At 63.6% G+C, this 17,976-nt stretch carries 15 protein-coding genes; 8 read left to right on the top strand and 7 right to left on the bottom strand.

The window, feature by feature from the left end; translation table 11 throughout:
* Window positions 1-113: 113 nt before the first annotated feature.
* The 3 genes from KAK11_RS01730 to rsmA are packed head-to-tail and all read left to right on the top strand — an operon-like array spanning window position 114 to window position 4,641.
* Window positions 114-2,567, top strand: a complete 2,454-nt coding sequence (locus KAK11_RS01730; RefSeq protein ID WP_210805520.1) for an LPS-assembly protein LptD — start codon at window positions 114-116, stop codon at window positions 2,565-2,567.
* Entirely contained in the window at window positions 2,564-3,877 is a 1,314-nt protein-coding gene (locus KAK11_RS01725; RefSeq protein ID WP_210805518.1) for a peptidylprolyl isomerase, read from the top strand. Before KAK11_RS01730 ends, KAK11_RS01725 begins: the two co-directional genes overlap by 4 nt.
* Complete coding sequence (gene rsmA, locus KAK11_RS01720; protein ID WP_210805516.1) at window positions 3,874-4,641, top strand: 16S rRNA (adenine(1518)-N(6)/adenine(1519)-N(6))-dimethyltransferase RsmA; 768 nt, start codon at window positions 3,874-3,876, stop codon at window positions 4,639-4,641. Before KAK11_RS01725 ends, rsmA begins: the two co-directional genes overlap by 4 nt.
* 267 nt (window positions 4,642-4,908) lie before the next feature.
* Here the strand turns inward: rsmA and KAK11_RS01715 are convergent, their stop codons facing one another.
* From KAK11_RS01715 to KAK11_RS01685, 7 genes are all read right to left on the bottom strand, one after another.
* The gene (locus KAK11_RS01715) at window positions 4,909-5,304 is read right to left on the bottom strand and encodes a barstar family protein (RefSeq protein WP_210805514.1); all 396 of its coding nucleotides are present in this window, start codon (window positions 5,302-5,304) and stop codon (window positions 4,909-4,911) included.
* Between the two features lie 51 nt (window positions 5,305-5,355).
* On the bottom strand, window positions 5,356-5,721 hold the full coding sequence (locus tag KAK11_RS01710) for a guanyl-specific ribonuclease (RefSeq protein ID WP_246498199.1): 366 nt from the start codon (window positions 5,719-5,721) through the stop codon (window positions 5,356-5,358).
* Between the two features lie 402 nt (window positions 5,722-6,123).
* On the bottom strand, window positions 6,124-8,442 hold the full coding sequence (locus tag KAK11_RS01705; protein ID WP_210805510.1) for an NADP-dependent malic enzyme: 2,319 nt from the start codon (window positions 8,440-8,442) through the stop codon (window positions 6,124-6,126).
* A gap of 63 nt (window positions 8,443-8,505) precedes the next feature.
* Window positions 8,506-9,759 carry a M20/M25/M40 family metallo-hydrolase gene (locus KAK11_RS01700; protein WP_210805508.1) on the bottom strand — a complete coding sequence of 418 codons (1,254 nt, stop codon included), beginning with the start codon at window positions 9,757-9,759 and terminating at the stop codon, window positions 8,506-8,508.
* Between the two features lie 5 nt (window positions 9,760-9,764).
* Window positions 9,765-11,552, bottom strand: coding sequence for a 2-oxo-4-hydroxy-4-carboxy-5-ureidoimidazoline decarboxylase (gene uraD / locus KAK11_RS01695; protein ID WP_210805506.1), 1,788 nt, complete (start codon window positions 11,550-11,552; stop codon window positions 9,765-9,767).
* A 1-nt stretch (window position 11,553) separates the two neighbouring features.
* On the bottom strand, window positions 11,554-12,528 hold the full coding sequence (gene puuE / locus KAK11_RS01690) for an allantoinase PuuE (protein WP_210805504.1): 975 nt from the start codon (window positions 12,526-12,528) through the stop codon (window positions 11,554-11,556).
* Entirely contained in the window at window positions 12,525-13,214 is a 690-nt protein-coding gene (locus tag KAK11_RS01685; RefSeq protein WP_310737738.1) for a GntR family transcriptional regulator, read from the bottom strand. Before KAK11_RS01685 ends, puuE begins: the two co-directional genes overlap by 4 nt.
* 179 nt (window positions 13,215-13,393) lie before the next feature.
* On the opposite strand from KAK11_RS01685, the gene uraH reads away from it, so the two are divergent.
* From uraH to KAK11_RS01660, 5 genes are all read left to right on the top strand, one after another.
* Complete coding sequence (uraH, locus tag KAK11_RS01680) at window positions 13,394-13,747, top strand: hydroxyisourate hydrolase (RefSeq protein ID WP_210805502.1); 354 nt, start codon at window positions 13,394-13,396, stop codon at window positions 13,745-13,747.
* A 305-nt stretch (window positions 13,748-14,052) separates the two neighbouring features.
* Entirely contained in the window at window positions 14,053-15,246 is a 1,194-nt protein-coding gene (locus tag KAK11_RS01675; protein ID WP_210805500.1) for a urate hydroxylase PuuD, read from the top strand.
* Window positions 15,247-15,330: 84 nt separating this feature from the next.
* Window positions 15,331-16,347 carry an ABC transporter substrate-binding protein gene (locus tag KAK11_RS01670; RefSeq protein WP_210806609.1) on the top strand — a complete coding sequence of 339 codons (1,017 nt, stop codon included), beginning with the start codon at window positions 15,331-15,333 and terminating at the stop codon, window positions 16,345-16,347.
* An 8-nt stretch (window positions 16,348-16,355) separates the two neighbouring features.
* Entirely contained in the window at window positions 16,356-17,168 is an 813-nt protein-coding gene (locus KAK11_RS01665) for an ABC transporter ATP-binding protein (protein WP_210805498.1), read from the top strand.
* Window positions 17,165-17,941 (top strand): ABC transporter permease, encoded by a 777-nt coding sequence (locus tag KAK11_RS01660; RefSeq protein ID WP_210805496.1) that lies wholly within the window; start codon window positions 17,165-17,167, stop codon window positions 17,939-17,941. The genes KAK11_RS01665 and KAK11_RS01660 overlap by 4 nt, the downstream gene beginning before the upstream one ends.
* The last annotated feature ends 35 nt before the right edge of the window (window positions 17,942-17,976 follow it).

The raw sequence follows: 17,976 nt of genomic DNA, 5'->3' as shown, positions 1-17,976 counted from the left end.
ATGCCTCGATTCTACCGAGCCCCCTTCCGCGCCCTCTGGGCTGGCCGCTGAGCGCTGGCCGCTTTGCAGACCGCTGCCGCGGTGGACGGCCCTCACCGAACGGTTTTGTTTTGTTGTCCTTCTCTCCGTCACGCCTGAGCCTCTGCGAGCACCGCGTTCGTTCGCGCCGCCTGGGCTCGGGTGCGCCGGCTGTGCCGCCCGCGCGCATGCGCGCAAGCCTGACGCCTGTGGCCTTGATCCTGGCCTTGCTGCCCGCGGCTGCCTGGGCGCAAACGAGCCCTCAGCAAGCTTTGCCGCTGCGCATCGATGCGCTTGGTGCTGCGCAGGCGGCCGCAGCGCCTGCAGCGGCTGCTTCTGCCGCTGCAGACGAGGTGACAGTCATGCAGGCCGAGCGGCCGGCCAGCGCCAAGGACATCGTGCTGACGGCCTTGCGCCTGCGCACCACCATGGACCTGGAGACCGTGGCCACGGGTGAGGTGACGCTGTCGCAAGGCGACTTGGTGTTGACCACCGATGCCTTGAGTGTTCAGCATGCCTCACAACTGGCGGTGGCCAAGGGCCGCGTGACGGTGCGCCGTGGGGCCGACCGCTTCAGCGGCAGCGAAGCCCAGGTCAACCTGAAAACCCGCGAGGGCGTGCTCAAGGATTCAGTCTTTGACTTTGCCCGCACCGGCGCCGGTGGCCAAGCCAAAGACATCGAGTTCTTCTCCGACCGCCGGCTCACCGCCCAAGCCGCCAGCTACACCAGTTGCCGGCGCGAGGAAGACTTGGAGCCCGATTGGGTCCTCTCGGCGGACAAGCTCTCGCTGGACTTTGAGAACAATGAAGGCCGGGCCGAAGGCGCTACCTTGCGGTTTTTGGGCGTCCCCATTCTCTATGCGCCGGTGCTGAGCTTTCCGTCCACCGATGCCCGCAAGTCCGGCTGGCTGCCGCCGAGTGTGAATGTGGACAACCGCTCGGGTATCGACCTGGCGGTGCCCTACTACTTCAATCTCGCCCCGAACTACGACCTCACCCTCACGCCGGGTTTCTTGGCGCGGCGAGGCGCGTCTTTGCAAGCGGAGTTCCGCTATTTGGGTGAGCAAGACCGCGGCCGCTTCGCGGGGCATTGGGTACCGGACGACCGGGCCGCCGCGCGCTCTCGGGGCTCGGTCGACTTCAGCCACAGCGGCGAGCTCAACACCGGGCTGCGTTATGACTTGGCCGTGCAGCGCGCCACGGATGACGAGTACTGGAAAGACTTCAGCCGGGTGCTGCCCAGCCAAATGCAGCGCTTGCTGCCGCAAGACCTGAAGATCCAGCGGCAATGGACCACCGGTGATGACGCTCTGCGCTGGGGCACTTATGCCCGAGCGCAGACTTGGCAAGTGCTGCAGAGCACCACCGACGCGGTGGTGCCACCTTATCAACGCCTGCCGCAAGTGGGGTTGCGTGTGGAGGGCGACGCCCCGGGCGGCGCGCGCATGCAGCTCGCGGCCGAGTACAACCGCTTTGTGCTGGCCGACCGTTCCGCCGATGACACGCGCCCGAACGGGCAGCGCTTGCATGTGCAGGCCGAGATCAACCGCCATTGGGATGAGGGCTGGGGATGGATCAGTCCGACCCTGCGGCTCAATGCGGCCAGCTATCAGGTCGATGCGGTGGCCGCCAGCCCGGCCTTTGAGCGCCGCCGCTTGATCCCCACTGTCAGCCTGGACAGCGGCCTGCGCTTGGAGCGTCCGGCGCAGTGGCTGGATGTGCCGCTGCTTCAGACCCTGGAGCCGCGCCTGCATTACGTCTACACGCCGTTCCGCGCGCAAACTGATCTCCCGCTGTTTGACACGGCGGCGCGGGACTTCAATGAGCTGTCCATTTACGCCGACAACGCCTTCACCGGGGTTGACCGCATCAGCGATGCCCAGCAGCTCACGGTCGGCGCGACCTCGCGCCTGATTGATCCGCGAACCGGTGCTGAGCGCCTGCGTTTGGGCGCGGCTCAGCGCTACCTGTTCCGCGAGCAAAAGCTCACACCAGACGGGCTCACTACGGCCAATCGTTTTTCCGATCTGCTGCTCTACGGCAGCGGCAGCCCTGCGCCCGATTGGCGCATTGACGGCACCCTGCAGTTCAATACCGACACCGACCGTTTTGCGCGCAGCATCACCTCGGTGCGCTGGCAACCCAAGCCCTTCCATACCTTGGCTGCCACCTACCGCTTTGCGCGTGACTTGAACGAGCAGATCGACCTCGCCGGGCAGTGGCCGCTCTACCGTGGTGCCGCCAGCGGGCGGGGCTGCCAGACCACGCTGTACGGCGTCGGCCGCACCAACTACAGCGTGCGTGACAGGCGTCTCACCGATTCTTTACTGGGCCTGGAATGGGATGCGGGCTGCTGGATAGGCAGAATCGTGGTCGAGCGCACCTCAACGGCGCGCAGTGAGGCCACCACGCGTTGGATGTTCCAGTTGGAGTTGATTGGCCTCTCCCGGCTCGGCCCCAGCCCCTTGAAGGTCCTGAAGGACAATATCCCCGGCTATAGGCTGCTGCGCGAAGATGACGCCCAGCCCACGACAACGGTAAACCCATGACAACTCTCGCTTCTCGACTTCGTCGTTTCGGTCTGGCGACTCTGCTGGCTGTGCCTGTGGCTGTGGCGCTGGCGCAAACCACACCCCGCTCGGCGGACTTCATCGTGGCCGTGGTGAACAACGAACTGGTGACCCGCAATGAGGTCGACCAGCGCATCGCTGAGCTGCGCGAGCAAGCCCGACGCAGCAATGCCAAGCTGCCTGCCGATGCGCAGTTGCGCAAAGAGGTGGTGGAGGCGCTGATCAATGAGCGGGTGATCATCACCTATGCCCGCGACAGCGGCATGAAGGTCGATGAGGCCGAGTTGGACCGTGCCGTGGCCAATGTGGCGGCCGCCAACAAAATGAGTGTGGATGTCTTGCGCGAGCGGCTCAAGGCCGAGGGCCTGGACATGACACGCTTTCGCAATAACTTGCGCGACCAAATCCTGGCGGAGCGCACCCGCGAGCGTGAGGTGCAGGGTCGGCTGCGCATCAGCGACGCCGATGTCGAACGCTTTATCGAGGAACAAGCCGCCCAGCGCGGCCGGGTCGCGACACTCAATTTGGCACAGATTCTGGTGACCGTGCCCGAGGGGGCCAGCCGCGAAGTCGAGAACCAGCGCCGTGCGCGTGCTGAGGAAGTCCAGCGTCGTCTCTTGGCCGGTGAGGCCTTCGACAAATTGGCCCGGCAATACTCCGAGGATGGCAACCGCGAGCGCGGCGGTGAGATCGGCGCCAAGCCCCAAGACAAATTGCCGGACCTGTTCGTTGAAGCCGTGCAGTCCGTGCCTGTGGGCGGCGTCACACCAAAGCTGATCCGCAGCGGTGCGGGTTTTCATCTGATCAAAGTGCTGTCGCGCAGCGATGGCAGCGAGGTCACCGTCACCCAGACCCGCGCCCGTCACATCCTGCTGCGCCCCTCAGTGCGGCTCAGCCCAGAAGCGGCCAAACGCCGTCTGGCCGAATTCCGCGAGGCGGTGGTCACAGGCAAGGCCAGCTTTGAAGAGTTGGCACGCAAGAACTCCGAAGATGGCAGCGCCACCAGCGGTGGCGACTTGGGTTGGGCCAACCCAGGCCAGTTCGTGCCCGAGTTTGAAGAGGCCATGGGCCGTCTGCAATTGGGCGGCATTTCGCCGCCGATTGAATCCCGCTTCGGCTTCCACTTGATTCAAGTGACCGACCGCCGCGACGTACCCATGGACCCCAAGCAAGTGCGCGAGCAGGCCCGCAACGTGCTGCGCGAGCAGCGCTACGAGAGCACCTACACCGAGTGGATCAACGAGTTGCGCTCGCGGGCCTACGTTGAGATGCGGGAAGCGCCCCAGTGAGCGGCCATCAAGCGCGCAAGCGCTTCGGTCAGCACTTTCTGACCGACGGCTTCATCATCGACAGCATTGTGCGGGCCATCAACCCGCAGTCGGGTGAGCCTGTTATTGAGATTGGCCCGGGTCTGGGCGCCTTGACCCTGCCTTTGCTGGCCTGCTGCAAGCCACTGACGGTGATTGAGTTGGACCGCGACCTGGCCGCCAAGCTGCGTCGCCAAGAGGGCTTGCGCGTCATCGAGGCGGATGTGCTGACGGTGGACTTCCACGCGTTGGCCGATGAGTTTGGCGCCAAGCTGCGCATCGCGGGCAACCTGCCCTACAACATCTCCACGCCCATCTTGTTTCACCTGCTGGGCTGTGTGGATCGTGTGGCGGACCAGCACTTCATGCTGCAAAAAGAGGTGGTCGACCGCATGGCGGCCGAGCCGGGCAGCAAGGCCTATGGGCGCTTGTCGGTGATGCTGCAGTGGCGCTACGACATTGAATCGATCTTGGAGGTGCCGCCGGAGTCGTTCGACCCGCCACCGCGCGTGGACTCCGCTGTGGTGCGCATGGTCCCACTGCCCAACGCGGTGGCGCTGGACCAAGCGCGCTTCGAGGACATGGTGCAGTGCGCTTTCTCGCAGCGCCGCAAGATCTTGCGCAACACCTTGGGCCGCTGGCTCGAGGAGCAAGGCTTTAGCGGTGAGTTTGACCTCCAGCGCCGTGCTGAAGAGGTGCCTGTGGCTGAGTATGTGGCCTTGGCGCAGGCCTTGCCCTCAGGCTGACGCTCAGCGTTGCTCCCGCCTTGCTGCAGGGGCCTGCATGAAATGAAAACGGCCCGCGTGCAAACGCGGGCCGTTGTCCTTGTGGTGTCTTGCGCGGCGCTTAGGCGGCGTTCAACCACATCGAGGTGTCAAAAGCACTGCTCATCATCGGCATGTTCATGCCAAAGCTGGGGTTTCCACCGGCTTTGCTGCTGGCCTTGCTGGCTGGCTTGACTTCGGGGGCCGTCTCAGTAGCCCGCTCCCATGACCCTGTTTCTTGGGAGCGGGCTACTGAAAAGAATAGAAACATCGGAACGGTATCTTGCGATCCGCCCAGAAGTCCGCTGCATCTCGGAAGACATCCAGCAATTGTTCGCGCGACTCACGGTCGAACTTGGAGTTGTCTGGAATCTGCTCCAGCACCACCACAAAGCCGGGCTGGCTGCCGGACTTGTGGACCAGGTCGGTCATGCAGTCGTAGAGCGCATCCAAGTTCTTGCCGAAGTGCTGCGGGAACAAGAAGGAGGTGGCAATGCCCTCCAACACGTCCTGCTTGGACTGGGCTTCGGTGAGATTGGCAAACAAGAAGTGCTGGCCCGACTCCTGGGCCGCGCGCATCAGGTCATCGACCCGGAATGCGCGTATCGCCTGCACGATGTTGGGACGCACAGATTGCAAAAGCATGTCGCGTTCCTCCTTGTGTTCAAAATAAAAAACCGAGAACCGATCGGCTGGTCACTTCACGATGCGCTTGAAGCTCGCATAGTGATCAGCGGTATAAAAACATGCGTCAGGAGCCTGAGCTTGCTGACCACCGCAGACAATCCGCCGAGCACCCCGGTCACGCGAGCCAGGTGTTGGGACGGTGTATTCGCGGTAGTAGCCCCGAGCCTGCCTGGGCAACAGCCTCTCACGGTTGCCAAACACGGTGCCATCCTTGCTGTAAGGGAAGGGGCCACCGGCCAGAATCAGCCGTTCAGTACGCTGTGCTTCGACGGGGAGTGCAGACCGTGAGATCTCAGCCATGACCACCGGGGTGGACTCTGCTGAGTCTCGGGCCTGAGCCGACCCATGCACGCCCAACCCGAGGGTGGCGGTCATGAGTGCGACGCTCATCGACACAGCTGCAAGCAGGCCAAAACCTCGCGTGCGCGGTGAGGGCTTGGGCCCAGACTTTGACGAGGATTCAGACACCAGCAGAGGACCGATGTGTGTCACGGGTTTACCCTGAAGACTTAAACCGTGATGCTATCTGATTGGCGTGAAAACCACAAGAGAGCTGCCGCAAAACTGAGCAAAGCCAAGGTTAAGTTGTGAGTGAGCACTCTCGCAATTCGTGAGAATTTGCAGGGTTTTGCGAAATTTGTCGCACCGCAAAATTTCCTGCCTGAGGCTCGGGGTGGTGCCGCTGTTGTTGGCACGCACGATTTTGGGGCGGCCATGAAAAAGGCGAGACCAGCGGTCTCGCCTTGGGGGCTTCAAGCGGCGCCTGAAGCGCCGAGATCAGCGTGCTGCGTTGGCGTCGGCCACGGTCAGCGCCGTCATGTTGACCACCCGGCGCACGGTGGCTGAGGGCGTCAGGATGTGCACGGGCTTGGCGGCGCCCAAGAGCACGGGGCCGATGGCAATGCCGCCACCCGAGGCGGTCTTGAGCAGGTTGTAGCTGATATTGGCCGCGTCAATATTGGGCAGCACCAGCAAGTTGGCTTCGCCCTGCAGCAAGGTGTTGGGCATCAGCCGGGTGCGGGCCTCCGGGTCCAGGGCCACATCGCCATGCATCTCGCCGTCCACCTCCAGCCAAGGCGCTTGCTCGCGCAAGAGCTGGAAGGTCTGGCGCATCTTGACCGCACTGGGTTGGTTGGACGAGCCGAAATTGGAGTGCGACAGCAGCGCCACCTTGGGCTTGATGCCAAACCGCATCATCTCTTCAGCGGCCATCACGGTGATCTCGCACAACTCTTCGGCCGTGGGGTCGTAATTGACGTGGGTGTCCACCAAGAAGACCTGGCGCCCCGGCAGCATCAGCCCGTTCATGCAGGCATAGACCCGCACGTCTTGCTCGGTGCGCGGGCTGCCGCCAGCGGTCTTGCCGATGACCTGGTCGATGTACTCCAAGTGAGTCGCGGTGCTGCCCCAGGTGCCGCAAATCAGGCCGTCCACATCGCCCTTGTGCAGCAGCATGGACCCGATCAGGGTCAGGCGGCGGCGCATCTCAATCTTGGCCAACTGCTCCGTCACGCCACGGCGTTCTGCCATGCGGTGGTAGGTCTGCCAGAAGTCGCGGTAGCGGTCGTCTTGCTCAACGTTGACGACCTCGTAGTCCAGGCCTTCTTGCAGACGCAGGCCGAACTTTTCAATGCGCTGGGCAATGATGGCGGGGCGCCCGATCAGGGTGGGGCGCGCCAAGCCCTCATCGACCACGATTTGGCAGGCCCGCAGCACGCGCTCGTCTTCACCCTCGGCATAAGCCACGCGCTTTTTGGCGGCACGCTTGGCGGCCGCGTAAATCGGCTTCATGACCGTGCCCGACGCATAGACAAAGCTTTGCAGCCGCTCGCGATAGGCCTCCATGTCGGTGACCGGGCGCTGTGCCACGCCACTGTCGGCCGCCGCTTGGGCCACCGCTGGCGCGATCTTCATCATCAAGCGCGGGTCAAAGGGCTTGGGGATGAGGTACTCAGGGCCAAAGGCCAGCTTCTCCCCGGCATAGGCAGCAGCCACCACCTCGTTTTGCTCGGCTTGTGCCAAGTCGGCAATGGCGTGCACCGAGGCAATTTCCATCTCGTCGGTGATGGTGGTGGCGCCGCAGTCCAGCGCACCTCGGAAGATGTAAGGGAAGCACAGGACGTTGTTGACCTGGTTCGGGTAATCGGTCCGCCCGGTCGCCATGATGGCATCGCTGCGCACGGCCTTGACCTCCTCGGGCATGATCTCCGGCGTCGGGTTGGCCAGCGCAAAGATCAAGGGTTTGGCGGCCATGCTGGCGGCCATATCGGCCTTCAACACGCCACCGGCCGACAGGCCCAAGAAGATGTCCGCGCCGGCAATCGCCTCGCGCAGCGTGCGCTGCTCGGTCTCTTGGGCGAATTCGGCCTTGTCCGGGTCCATCAGCTCGGTGCGGCCCTTGTAGACCACGCCGGCCAAGTCGGTGACCCAAATGTTCTCGCGGGGCAGGCCCAGCTTGACCAAGAGGTTCAAGCAAGCCAGGGCCGCCGCGCCAGCGCCGGAGGACACCAGCTTGACGTTCTTGATGTCCTTGCCCACGACTTTGAGGCCATTCAGCAAGGCGGCGCCCACCACGATGGCGGTGCCGTGCTGGTCGTCGTGGAAGACGGGAATCTTGAGTCGCTCGCGCAGCTTGCGCTCGACATAGAAACAGTCGGGCGCCTTGATGTCTTCAAGGTTGATGCCGCCAAAGGTGGGCTCCAGCGCCGCGACGATGTCCACCAGCTTGTCGAGGTTGTCCTCTTTGATCTCCAAGTCAAAGACGTCAATGCCCGCAAACTTCTTGAACAGAACGGCCTTGCCTTCCATCACCGGCTTGGACGCCAGCGGGCCGATATTGCCCAAGCCCAGCACGGCCGTGCCGTTGGTGACCACCGCCACCAGGTTGCCGCGCGAGGTGTAGCGGAAGGCGTTGGCGGGGTCGTCAACAATCGCCTCACACGCAAAGGCCACGCCTGGGGAATAGGCCAGAGCCAGATCGCGCTGGTTGATCAGCTGCTTGGTTGCAGCAATCTCCAGCTTTCCGGGCGTCGGGAACTCGTGATATTCAAGCGCGGCGCGGCGGAGTTCGTCGCGCTTTTCGTCGGCAGTATTCAAAGCTTCTCCTTGCCAACCGAGGTCTCAGGCTGGGGCTGGCGATTGTAGGCAGGCCGTGCGGGTTTACGTCAGTAAATCCCGCAGTGAGCGTGCGAGAACCTTGGTGGCGCGCCGCAGGTCTTCCAGCACGATGTGTTCATCCGCCCGCTTGGCATTGCTTTCGCGCACGGTGCGCGGCCCGGCGCCGTAGATCACGCCGGGAATCTGGCGCTCGCCATACAGACGGACATCGGTGTAAAGCGGCGTCCCCACCGCAGGGATGGCTTCTCCAAACACAGCCTGGCCGTGGGTTTGGATGGCGGCCACCAGCGGCGCGTTGCCGGGCAGCGGCTGCATGGCGCGGGCCAGCAGCAAGCGCCGCACTTCCACGCGCAATTGCTTGCCGCCACGCGGCGGGCTGAAGCGGGCTGCGGCCTGAGCAATGCACTCGCGCAGGCTGGCCTCCACCACGCTCGGGTCTTCTTCGGGGATCATGCGGCGGTCCAGCTTGAGCACCACTTTGCCGGGGATCACATTGGTGTTGGTGCCGCCTTGGATCAGGCCAATGTTCAGATAAGGGTGGGTGATGCCCTCGACGCTGGAGCGCACCTGGAGGTAATCGCTGTTGAGCCGGTACAGCGCATTCATGATGTGCACGGCGCCTTGCAGCGCATCGGTGCCACTGTCGGGGATGGCGGCATGGGACATATCGCCCTGCACGGTCACCTCCAACTGCAAGCAGCCGTTGTGAGCCACCACCACTTGGTAGCTGAAGCCGGCGGCAATCATCAGGTCGGGCCGGGTGTGGCCGTGCTTCAAGAGCCAGCCGGGGCCCAACTCGCCACCGAACTCTTCGTCGTAGGTGAAATGCAACTCCACCCCGCCTCGGCGCGGCGCGCCCAAAGACTCCAGCGCCCGCAGTGCAAAGGTGAAGGTGCTCATGTCGCATTTGCTGACGGCCGCCGCGCGGCCATAGAGCTTGCCGTCCACCACCTCGCCGCTGTAGGGGCCGTGTGTCCAGCCCTCACCGGGCGGCACGACATCGCCGTGGGCGTTCAGCGCAATCGTGGGGCCGCCGTCGGCAAAGCGCCGCCGCACGATCAGGTTGGTGATGCTTTGCATGCCGTAGGCCTGCACCTCCTCGGCGGGAACGGGAAAGGCCTCGGCCGCCAGCCCCATTTCGGCCAAGAGTTCGCGCAGGCGCTCGGCATGGGGTGCGTTGTTGCCGGGCGGCGTGTCGGTGGGCACTTGCACCAGGGCTTGCAGAAAGCGGACTTGCTCCTCAAAGTGGGCGTCCACCCAGGCGTCCAGGGCGGTGTAGTCGGTGAGTGCAGTCATGTGGTTCAGGCGTTGGGGCTGGCCACGGCGGTCAGCAGGTGGTGAAAGGCTTGGACGGCCAAGTCGGCATCGTCGGCGGTGATGGATTCCAGCGGGTTGTGGCTGATGCCCGCATTGAGTCCGCGCACAAACAGCATGGCTTGGGGCATCACGGTGTGCAGCATCATGGCGTCGTGCCCCGCACCGCTGGGCATGCGGTGCACCGGCAGCCCCAGCGCGGAGACAGCAGCCTCCCACTGCGCTTGCCACTGTGGGTGGCTGGGCGCAGCGCTGGCACGCATGGTTTCTTCCAGCACGATCTGCACGCCGCGGGCCTCGCTGATGCGAGCGATGTGCTCGCGGATGTCCGCCACACAGGCATCGCGTGCCGCATTGGTGGTGGCGCGGATGTCCAGGCTGAAGCGGCAGCGCCCCGGCACCACATTGATAGACCCTTGCGGCACCTCCAGCAAGCCCACGGTGCCCACCACATCGGGCACTTGGGCGGCGCGCTTCTCCAGGGCCAAGATCAGCTCGGCCACCGCCGCGGCAGCATCTTGGCGTTGGCCCATTGGGGTGGTGCCGGCATGGCAGGCCTGGCCGATGGCCTCACCCATGAAGCGCACGCTGCCGTTGATGGAGCTCACCACGCCCAGCGGCAGGTCCAGCCCATTGAGCACCGGGCCTTGTTCGATATGCACCTCGACAAAGCCGAGATAGCGTGACCCGTCGCGCCGCAGCGTGGGAATGTCCTCCACACACAAGCCTGCGCGGCGCATGGCCTCGCGCATGGGTGTGCCCTGGGCGTCTTGCTGATCCAGCCAGCCGGCATCGAAGCTGCCGGTCAGGGCGGACGATCCCAAGAAGGTGGCTTTGTAGCGCTGGCCTTCTTCTTCCGAAAAGCCCACCACCTCTAAGGCAAAGGGCAGGCGGGTGCCGCTGGCCTTGAGGGCCTTCACCACGGCCATGGGCACCAGAATGCCCAGCCGCCCGTCGTACTTGCCACCGTTGCGCACGGTGTCGTAGTGGCTGCCCGTCAGCAAGCGCGGCGCATCGGCGGTCAGGCCCTCGTAGACGCCTACCACATTGCCGACAGCGTCAATCTCCACCCGGTCAAAGCCGCAGTCCTCGCGCATCCAATCGGCCAGCTGCTTGGCGCAGGCGCGATGCGGCTCGGTCAAATAGGTGACGGTCAGTGCGCCTTCCACCTCGCTGTGCTGGGCCAGGGCTTCGGCCCAGTCCCAGACCTGCTGGCCTTGCAGCGGGGTGTGGCCGAACTTGTCGTTGAGGCGAATCTCAGCGATGCGGTGGATGTTGCGCAGCACCTCGGCAAACTCAAAGGCGGCCGAGCCCTGCAGCCGGCGCTCGAAGGTGCTGATGATCTCTTGGCGGCTCAAGCCTAAGCCGCGCGGGCCCCGCACGGCCAAGATGAAGGGCCAGCCAAAGCGGGCGTTGTAGTCGGCATTGAGCCGCTGCAAATGCGCAAATTCCTCAGGGCTGCAGTGCGTCAGGCCGGCGGTGCTTTGCTCATGGGTGGACTCGGCCGTCAACGACTTCGCGACCATGGCCTTGCCCGCCAACTCGGGGTGGGCTCGGATCAAGGCCAGTTGCTCCTCGCGGCTGGCTTGGCGCACCACGCTCACCAAGGCATGTTTCAGCGCATGCAGGCTGGCAAAGGGTCGCAGCGCGGCGGCGCGCTCTGCCACCCACGGCGAATGCTCATAAATGCCGTTGAGATGTTGGGCGAAGGCGTCGGCGCTGGCCTCATTCAAGGTGTTCAGGTTCAAGGTCTTGGCTGGGGCGTTCGGGCTCATGTCATTCCCACAAAAAAGCAGTGCTGGCGTCGTAGGGGTGGGTCTGTCGCCAATGGCGCGCAATGTCGATGCGGCGCGTGATCCAGACGCGGTCATGGCGTTGGATATGGTCCAGAAACCTTTGCAAGGCGCGCATGCGGCCGGGGCGGCCCAAGAGGCGGCAGTGCATGCCAATGCTCATCATGCTGGGGCGCTCGTCGCCCTCGGCCCAGTGCACATCAAAGGCATCCCGCAGGTACTCGAAAAACTCATCGCCATGGCTGAAGCCCTGCGGCAGGGCAAAGCGCATGTCGTTGCAATCCAGCGTGTAGGGCACGACCAGGTGCGGACAGGTGTTGCCATCGCTCTTGCGCACGGTCAGCCAGAAGGGCAGATCATCCCCGTAGTAGTCGCTGTCATAGGCAAAGCCACCGTGGTCGGCCACCAGGCGGCGGGTGTTGGGGCTGTCGCGGCCGGTGTACCAGCCGGCGCCGTGGATGCGCTGCTCGGGCGGCAGCAGCGGGCCGGTCAGCTTCTCGATGAGGGCCATGCCGCGCTCTAGGTGCTCGCGCTCTTGCTCGGGCGGCATGTTTTGGTAGTGGATCCAGCGCCAACCATGGCAGGCGATCTCGTGGCCCATCTCTACAAACGCTGCACACAACTCGGGGTGACGCTCCAAGGCCATAGCGACGCCAAAGACCGTGAGCGGCAAACCGCGGCGTTCAAACTCGCGCAGCAGGCGCCACACGCCCACACGCGAGCCGTATTCGTAAATGCCCTCCATCGACAAATGCCGGTCGGCAAAGGCCGGTGGGTTGAACATTTCCGAGAGGAACTGCTCTGACCCCGCATCCCCATGCAGCACCGAGTTCTCGCCGCCCTCTTCATAGTTCAGCACGAACTGCACCGCCACGCGCGCTTGGCCGGGCCATTGGGCGTGGGGCGGGTTGCGGCCATAGCCGCGCAGGTCTCGGGGATAGTGGGCAGAAGTGCTCATGGTGTGGGGGGCAGAAGTGCCAGGGCGAGGTCAGGGCTGCGTGGGTCTAAGTGGAGGTTGCGCTCGACGCTGCTGAGATGCTGGGTCAAGAGCTTGGTGGCAGTCTTGCCATCGCGGGCGGCCAGGGCATCGACGATGCGGCTGTGTTCGTCCTGGGAATGTTCGGCCGAGTGGCTGGATTGGTACATCAGCGCAATCAGCGAGGAGCGGTTCAGCAGGTCGTTCAACAGCTCGGCCAAGACGGTGTTGCCCAACATGCGCGCCAAGACCACATGGAAGTCCGCCAGCAAGCGGGTGCGGCCGGGCACATCGGTGCGGGCGATGGCCTCGCGCTCCAGCTGCAGGTGTTGCCGCAGTTGGCTGATTTGGGCATCGGTGATGCTGCTGGCCAGGGCTTTGACCATGGCCGTCTCCAGCATGCCGCGCACCTGAAACACCTGCCGCGCCTCCTCCACACTGGGCGTGGCCACAAAGGCGCCGCGGGCAGGGGAGAGGGTGACCAGATGGTCGCGCGAGAGCTGGTTCAGCGCTTGACGCACGATGGTGCGCGAGACGGCGAAGATGTCGGCGATTTTTTGCTCGGCCAGCTTGGTGCCTGGCATCAGGCGCCGCTCCACGATGGCGGCGGTGATAGAGGCCACGATGCGCTCGGTGGCGCCGGTGCTGGCACCGCCGACGGGCTCAATGGCCTCGCGCGAGGCCTTGCTGCGGCGCGGGCTTTTGCTGCTCGCTGCCGCTGCGCTGCGGGGTCTAGGCTTGGTGGTCACCACAGAAGATGGCTTGGATGGTCTTCCTAAAGTGTATACACTTTGATGCAGTCATCGTGCAAAATTTTGTCTACCCCTTTTGTCTGAAAGGAGCCGCCATGGGCCGACTCTCTACCCACGTTCTGGACACCGCACATGGCTGTCCTGCCGCCGGCATGCAAGTCACGCTGCAGCGCGTCCAAGACGGCCAAGCTGAGTTGGTCAAGCGCGTCACGCTGAATGCCGATGGCCGGGCTGATGGGCCCCTGCTGGAAGGGGCAGCGCTGGTCGCCGGTACCTGGCGGCTGAGCTTTGAGGCGGCGGACTACTTCCGAGCGCGTGGCGTGGTGTTGCCAGAGCCGCCCTTCGTGGGCACGGTGCATCTCGATTTCGGCATCGCTGATGTGCAGGGCCACTATCACGTGCCTTTGCTGGTGAGCCCGTGGTCCTGGTCCACTTATCGCGGCTCATGAGCCCCGACGAGCGTCGCCTTCGCCGGCCAAAGTCGCGCTGGGGGCGCAAGAAATCTCCAGGCGGTCTGGTGCCCTCTTGAGAGGTGCTGCACCAACATGGGTTGGGGGGCATGCACCATGCCCGGGAAAATCCGGGGTGGTGACGCTACTTTGGTGTATACACTTCGAGCCACGTCGCCGCGGTGCCTGAGCCACTCGTCTCAGTTTGCGACCCTTCGCTTCTCACAGAGCCCGCTGTGGTGAGAGCAGGCGGGTCAGCTCCGTGAGTACACCTCGGCTGGCGCGGTTCCTGCTAATGGGTTGCCATGGACGCATATTTGCTCGACTGGGCCAATCTCCTGCTGCGCTGGGCGCACGTCATCACGGCCATTGCCTGGATCGGCTCGTCCTTCTACTTCGTTTTCCTCGACAGCAGCCTCACCAAGCCCACGGCGCCCGATCTCGTGGCCAAAAAGGTTGACGGTGAGTTGTGGGCTGTGCACGGTGGCGGCTTCTACAACCCCCAGAAGTATTTGGTCTCGCCGCCGAGCTTGCCCAAGAACTTGCACTGGTTCTACTGGGAAAGCTACAGCACCTGGCTGACCGGCTTTGCCCTGTTCACCGTGCTCTACCTCTTCAATGCCGGCACCTACTTGATCGATAAATCGGTCTATGACTGGTCAGCGGGCGCTGCCATTGCCGCTGCGCTGGCGTTTCTGGTCGTGTTCTGGCTGATTTACGACCTCGTTTGCCGAGTGTTTGGCCAGCGTCCGGATGGTGAGCGCTTGGTGGGGGCCATCATTACCGTGGTGGTGGTGCTGGCGTCTTGGGCGGCGTGCCAGTTGTTTGCGGGCCGCGCCGCCTTTTTGCTGGTGGGCGCCATGATGGCCACGGCCATGAGTGCCAATGTGTTCTTCTGGATCATCCCGGGCCAGCGCACCGTGGTGGCGCAGTTGCGTGCCGGGCAAGCGCCTGACCCCATTCACGGCCAGCGCGGCAAGCAGCGCAGCGTGCACAACACCTATTTCACGCTGCCGGTGCTGATCGCGATGATCTCCAACCACTATGGCTGGCTCACAGGTGCGCCGCACAACTGGCTGGTGTTGGTGGCCTTGATGCTGGCGGGTGCCTTGATCCGCTACAGCTTTGTGGCGCGCCACAAGGCCCATGTGGAGGGCCGCGCTGCGCCTTGGGGCTATGCGGTGGCTGGGTGTGTGCTGTTGCTGGGCTTGGCCGTGATCTTGGCCCCCAAGCCCAGCCCCGCCGTGGCGGCGCCGGCGCCGGTTCAGTTCAGTGAGGTCAGAGCGGTGATCGAGCAGCGCTGCGTGCTGTGTCACAACGCTCAGGTTCAGAACAAGGGTGTTGCTTTGCATACGCCGGAGTTGGTGCAGCGCCATGCTGCAGCCATCGTTCAGCAGGCGGTGCTGCAGCGGGCCATGCCCATCAACAATGCCACCCAAATGACGGAGTCAGAGCGCCAGTTGTTGGCGCGCTGGCAGCAGCAAGGTTTTCCCCCCTGAGTTCTCTCGGCTCAGTCCCTGTCTCAGCACTTTGATCGGAGTTTTGCCATGTCGCTTGTCACTTCCTTATCTCGTCGGCGCTGGATGGGCGTGACGCTCGCTGCCACCCTGGTGTGCAGCACAGGCGCTGTGGCCCAGGCCAGCACGCCGCTGAAGTTCCAGTTGGATTGGCGCTTTGAGGGCCCCGCGGCCTTGTTCTTGGCCTCCAGTGCCAAGGGCTACTACAAAGCTGCTGGGCTGGACGTGACCATCGACGCGGGCACTGGGTCCAGCGGCACTGTCACACGCGTGGCGTCGGGGGCCTATGACATGGGCTTTGCGGACGTCGCCGCCTTGATGGAGTTCCATGCCAACAACCCTGACGCGCCCAACAAGCCCGTGGCGGTGATGATGGTCTACAACAACACGCCCGCAGCGGTCTTGGCGCTCAAGAGCAGCAAGATCAGCAAGCCTGCCGACCTGGCCGGCAAGAAGCTGGGCGCCCCCAGCTTTGATGCGGGCCGCAAGGCCTTCCCCATCTTCGCCAAGGCGAACAGTCTGGGGGCGGTCCAGTGGACGACCATGGACCCGCCGCTGCGCGAGACCATGCTGGTGCGGGGCGATGTCGATGCGATCACTGGCTTCTCCTTCACCTCCTTGCTGAACTTGGAGGCACGGGGTGTCAAGACCGAAGACATCGTGGTCATGCCGTTTGCGAGCCATGGCGTGAAGCTCTATGGCAACGCCATCATCGCCAGCCCCAAGTTGATCAAGGAGAACCCGCAAGCGGTGAAGGCCTTCTTGTCAGCCTTCACCAAAGGGGCCAAGGAGGTCATGGTCAACCCGGATGAAGCCATCGCCTATGTCAAGGCACGCGACGGCATCATCAATGTGGATCTTGAGAAGCGCCGTTTGCGCATGGCGATTGATGCCGTCGTGGCCAGCCCCGACGCGCGTGCCGAGGGCTTTGGCGCGGTCAATCCGGGTCGGCTGTCGCTGATGGCGTCGCAAGTGTCAGATGCCTTTGCCACCAAGACACGGGTCAATGTCGGCGCCATTTGGACCGATGCCCTGCTGCCCAGCGCGGCTGATCGCAATATCTTGCCCGCGCCGCGCAAGTGAGGCCTTTGATGTCTGCCTTTGTTGATTTTCAGAACGTTTGGTTGGCCTATAACGATGAGTTATTGGCTCAAGGTCAGTTTGCTGTCGAGGACATTTCCTTGCAGGTGGGCCGCGGTGAGTTCATCGCCATCGTCGGCCCATCAGGGTGTGGCAAGTCCACCTTCATGAAGCTGACGACGGGCCTGAAAATGCCCAGCAAAGGCAGCATCACCATTGATGGACAGCCGGTGACCGGCCCGCTCAAGATCAGCGGCATGGCCTTTCAAGCGCCCAGCTTGCTGCCCTGGCGCACCACCATGCAAAACGTGCTGCTGCCCTTGGAGATCGTGGAGCCCTATCGCAGCCAGTTCAAGGCCAAGCGGGCCGAATTTGAGGCGCGCGCTCGCACCTTGTTGCAGAGCGTGGGCTTAGGGGGCTATGAGGACAAGTTCCCCTGGCAGCTCTCAGGCGGCATGCAGCAGCGTGCCAGCATTTGCCGGGCCCTGATCCATGAGCCCAAGATGCTGCTGCTCGATGAGCCCTTCGGTGCCCTGGATGCCTTCACCCGGGAAGAGCTGTGGTGCGCTTTGCGCGACCTGCACGCCGCCCAGCAGTTCAACGTGATCTTGGTGACCCATGATCTGCGCGAGAGCGTGTTCCTGGCCGACAAGGTCTATTGCATGAGCAAGAGCCCTGGGCGCTTTGTGGTGCAAAGAGACATCAACTTGCCGCGGCCGCGTGACTTGGAGATCACCTACACCCCCGAGTTCACTGAAATCGTCCATGAACTGCGTGGCCATATCGGCGCCATGCGTAAAACCGGTGTGGTGGTGCCGCAATGAGCAAGTCGCTTTCTTCTCAGCTTGAGCGCTATGCGCCCCTGGTGGTCTTGGCTGTCACCTTGTTGCTTTGGCAGCTCATCGTCACGCTGCTGAGCGTGCCCGACTACATCTTCCCCAGCCCGTGGCAGATTGCGCTGCAGTTTGGGGAGTTCAGAGAGCCGCTGCTGGAGGCCGCTTGGAAGACCTTCTGGGTCACGATGCTGGGCTTTGCCATCAGCATTGTGGTGGGCGTGTTGCTGGGTTTTTTGATCGGCAGCTCCCGCCTGGCTTACAAAGCCCTGTACCCCTTGATGGTGGCCTTCAATGCGGTGCCCAAGGCCGCCGTGGTGCCCATTTTGGTGGTGTGGTTTGGCATTGGTTTGGGCCCAGGCATCATCACGGCCTTTCTGATTTCCTTCTTCCCGATCACCGTCAACATCGCCACGGGCTTGGCCACCTTGGAGCCCGAGTTGGAAGACGTGTTGCGGGTCTTGGGCGCCAAGCGCTGGGATGTGCTGGTCAAGGTGGGCTTGCCGCGGTCCATGCCTTACTTCTATGGCTCGCTCAAGATTGCCATCACCCTGGCGTTCGTGGGCACTGTGCTCGCGGAAATGACCGCTGGCGATTCCGGTATCGGCTACCTGATGCAAAGCGCCGGCAGCCAGCAGCGCATGCCGCTGGCTTTTGCGGGCCTGGTCACCATCGGCGCGATGGCCATGGTCATGTATGAGCTCTTCTCCTGGGTGGAGAAGCGCACCACGGGCTGGGCACATCGGGGCTCTCAGGCTGCGTAGTTTCCACGGCGGCAGGTAGGCAGGCGGTCGGCACA

The organism is Ideonella paludis, assembly GCF_018069865.1.
Classification (GTDB): domain Bacteria; phylum Pseudomonadota; class Gammaproteobacteria; order Burkholderiales; family Burkholderiaceae_C; genus Ideonella; species Ideonella paludis.
Note: the sequence above shows the minus strand (reverse complement) of the source record. Positions and strands in the feature narration are given on the sequence as shown.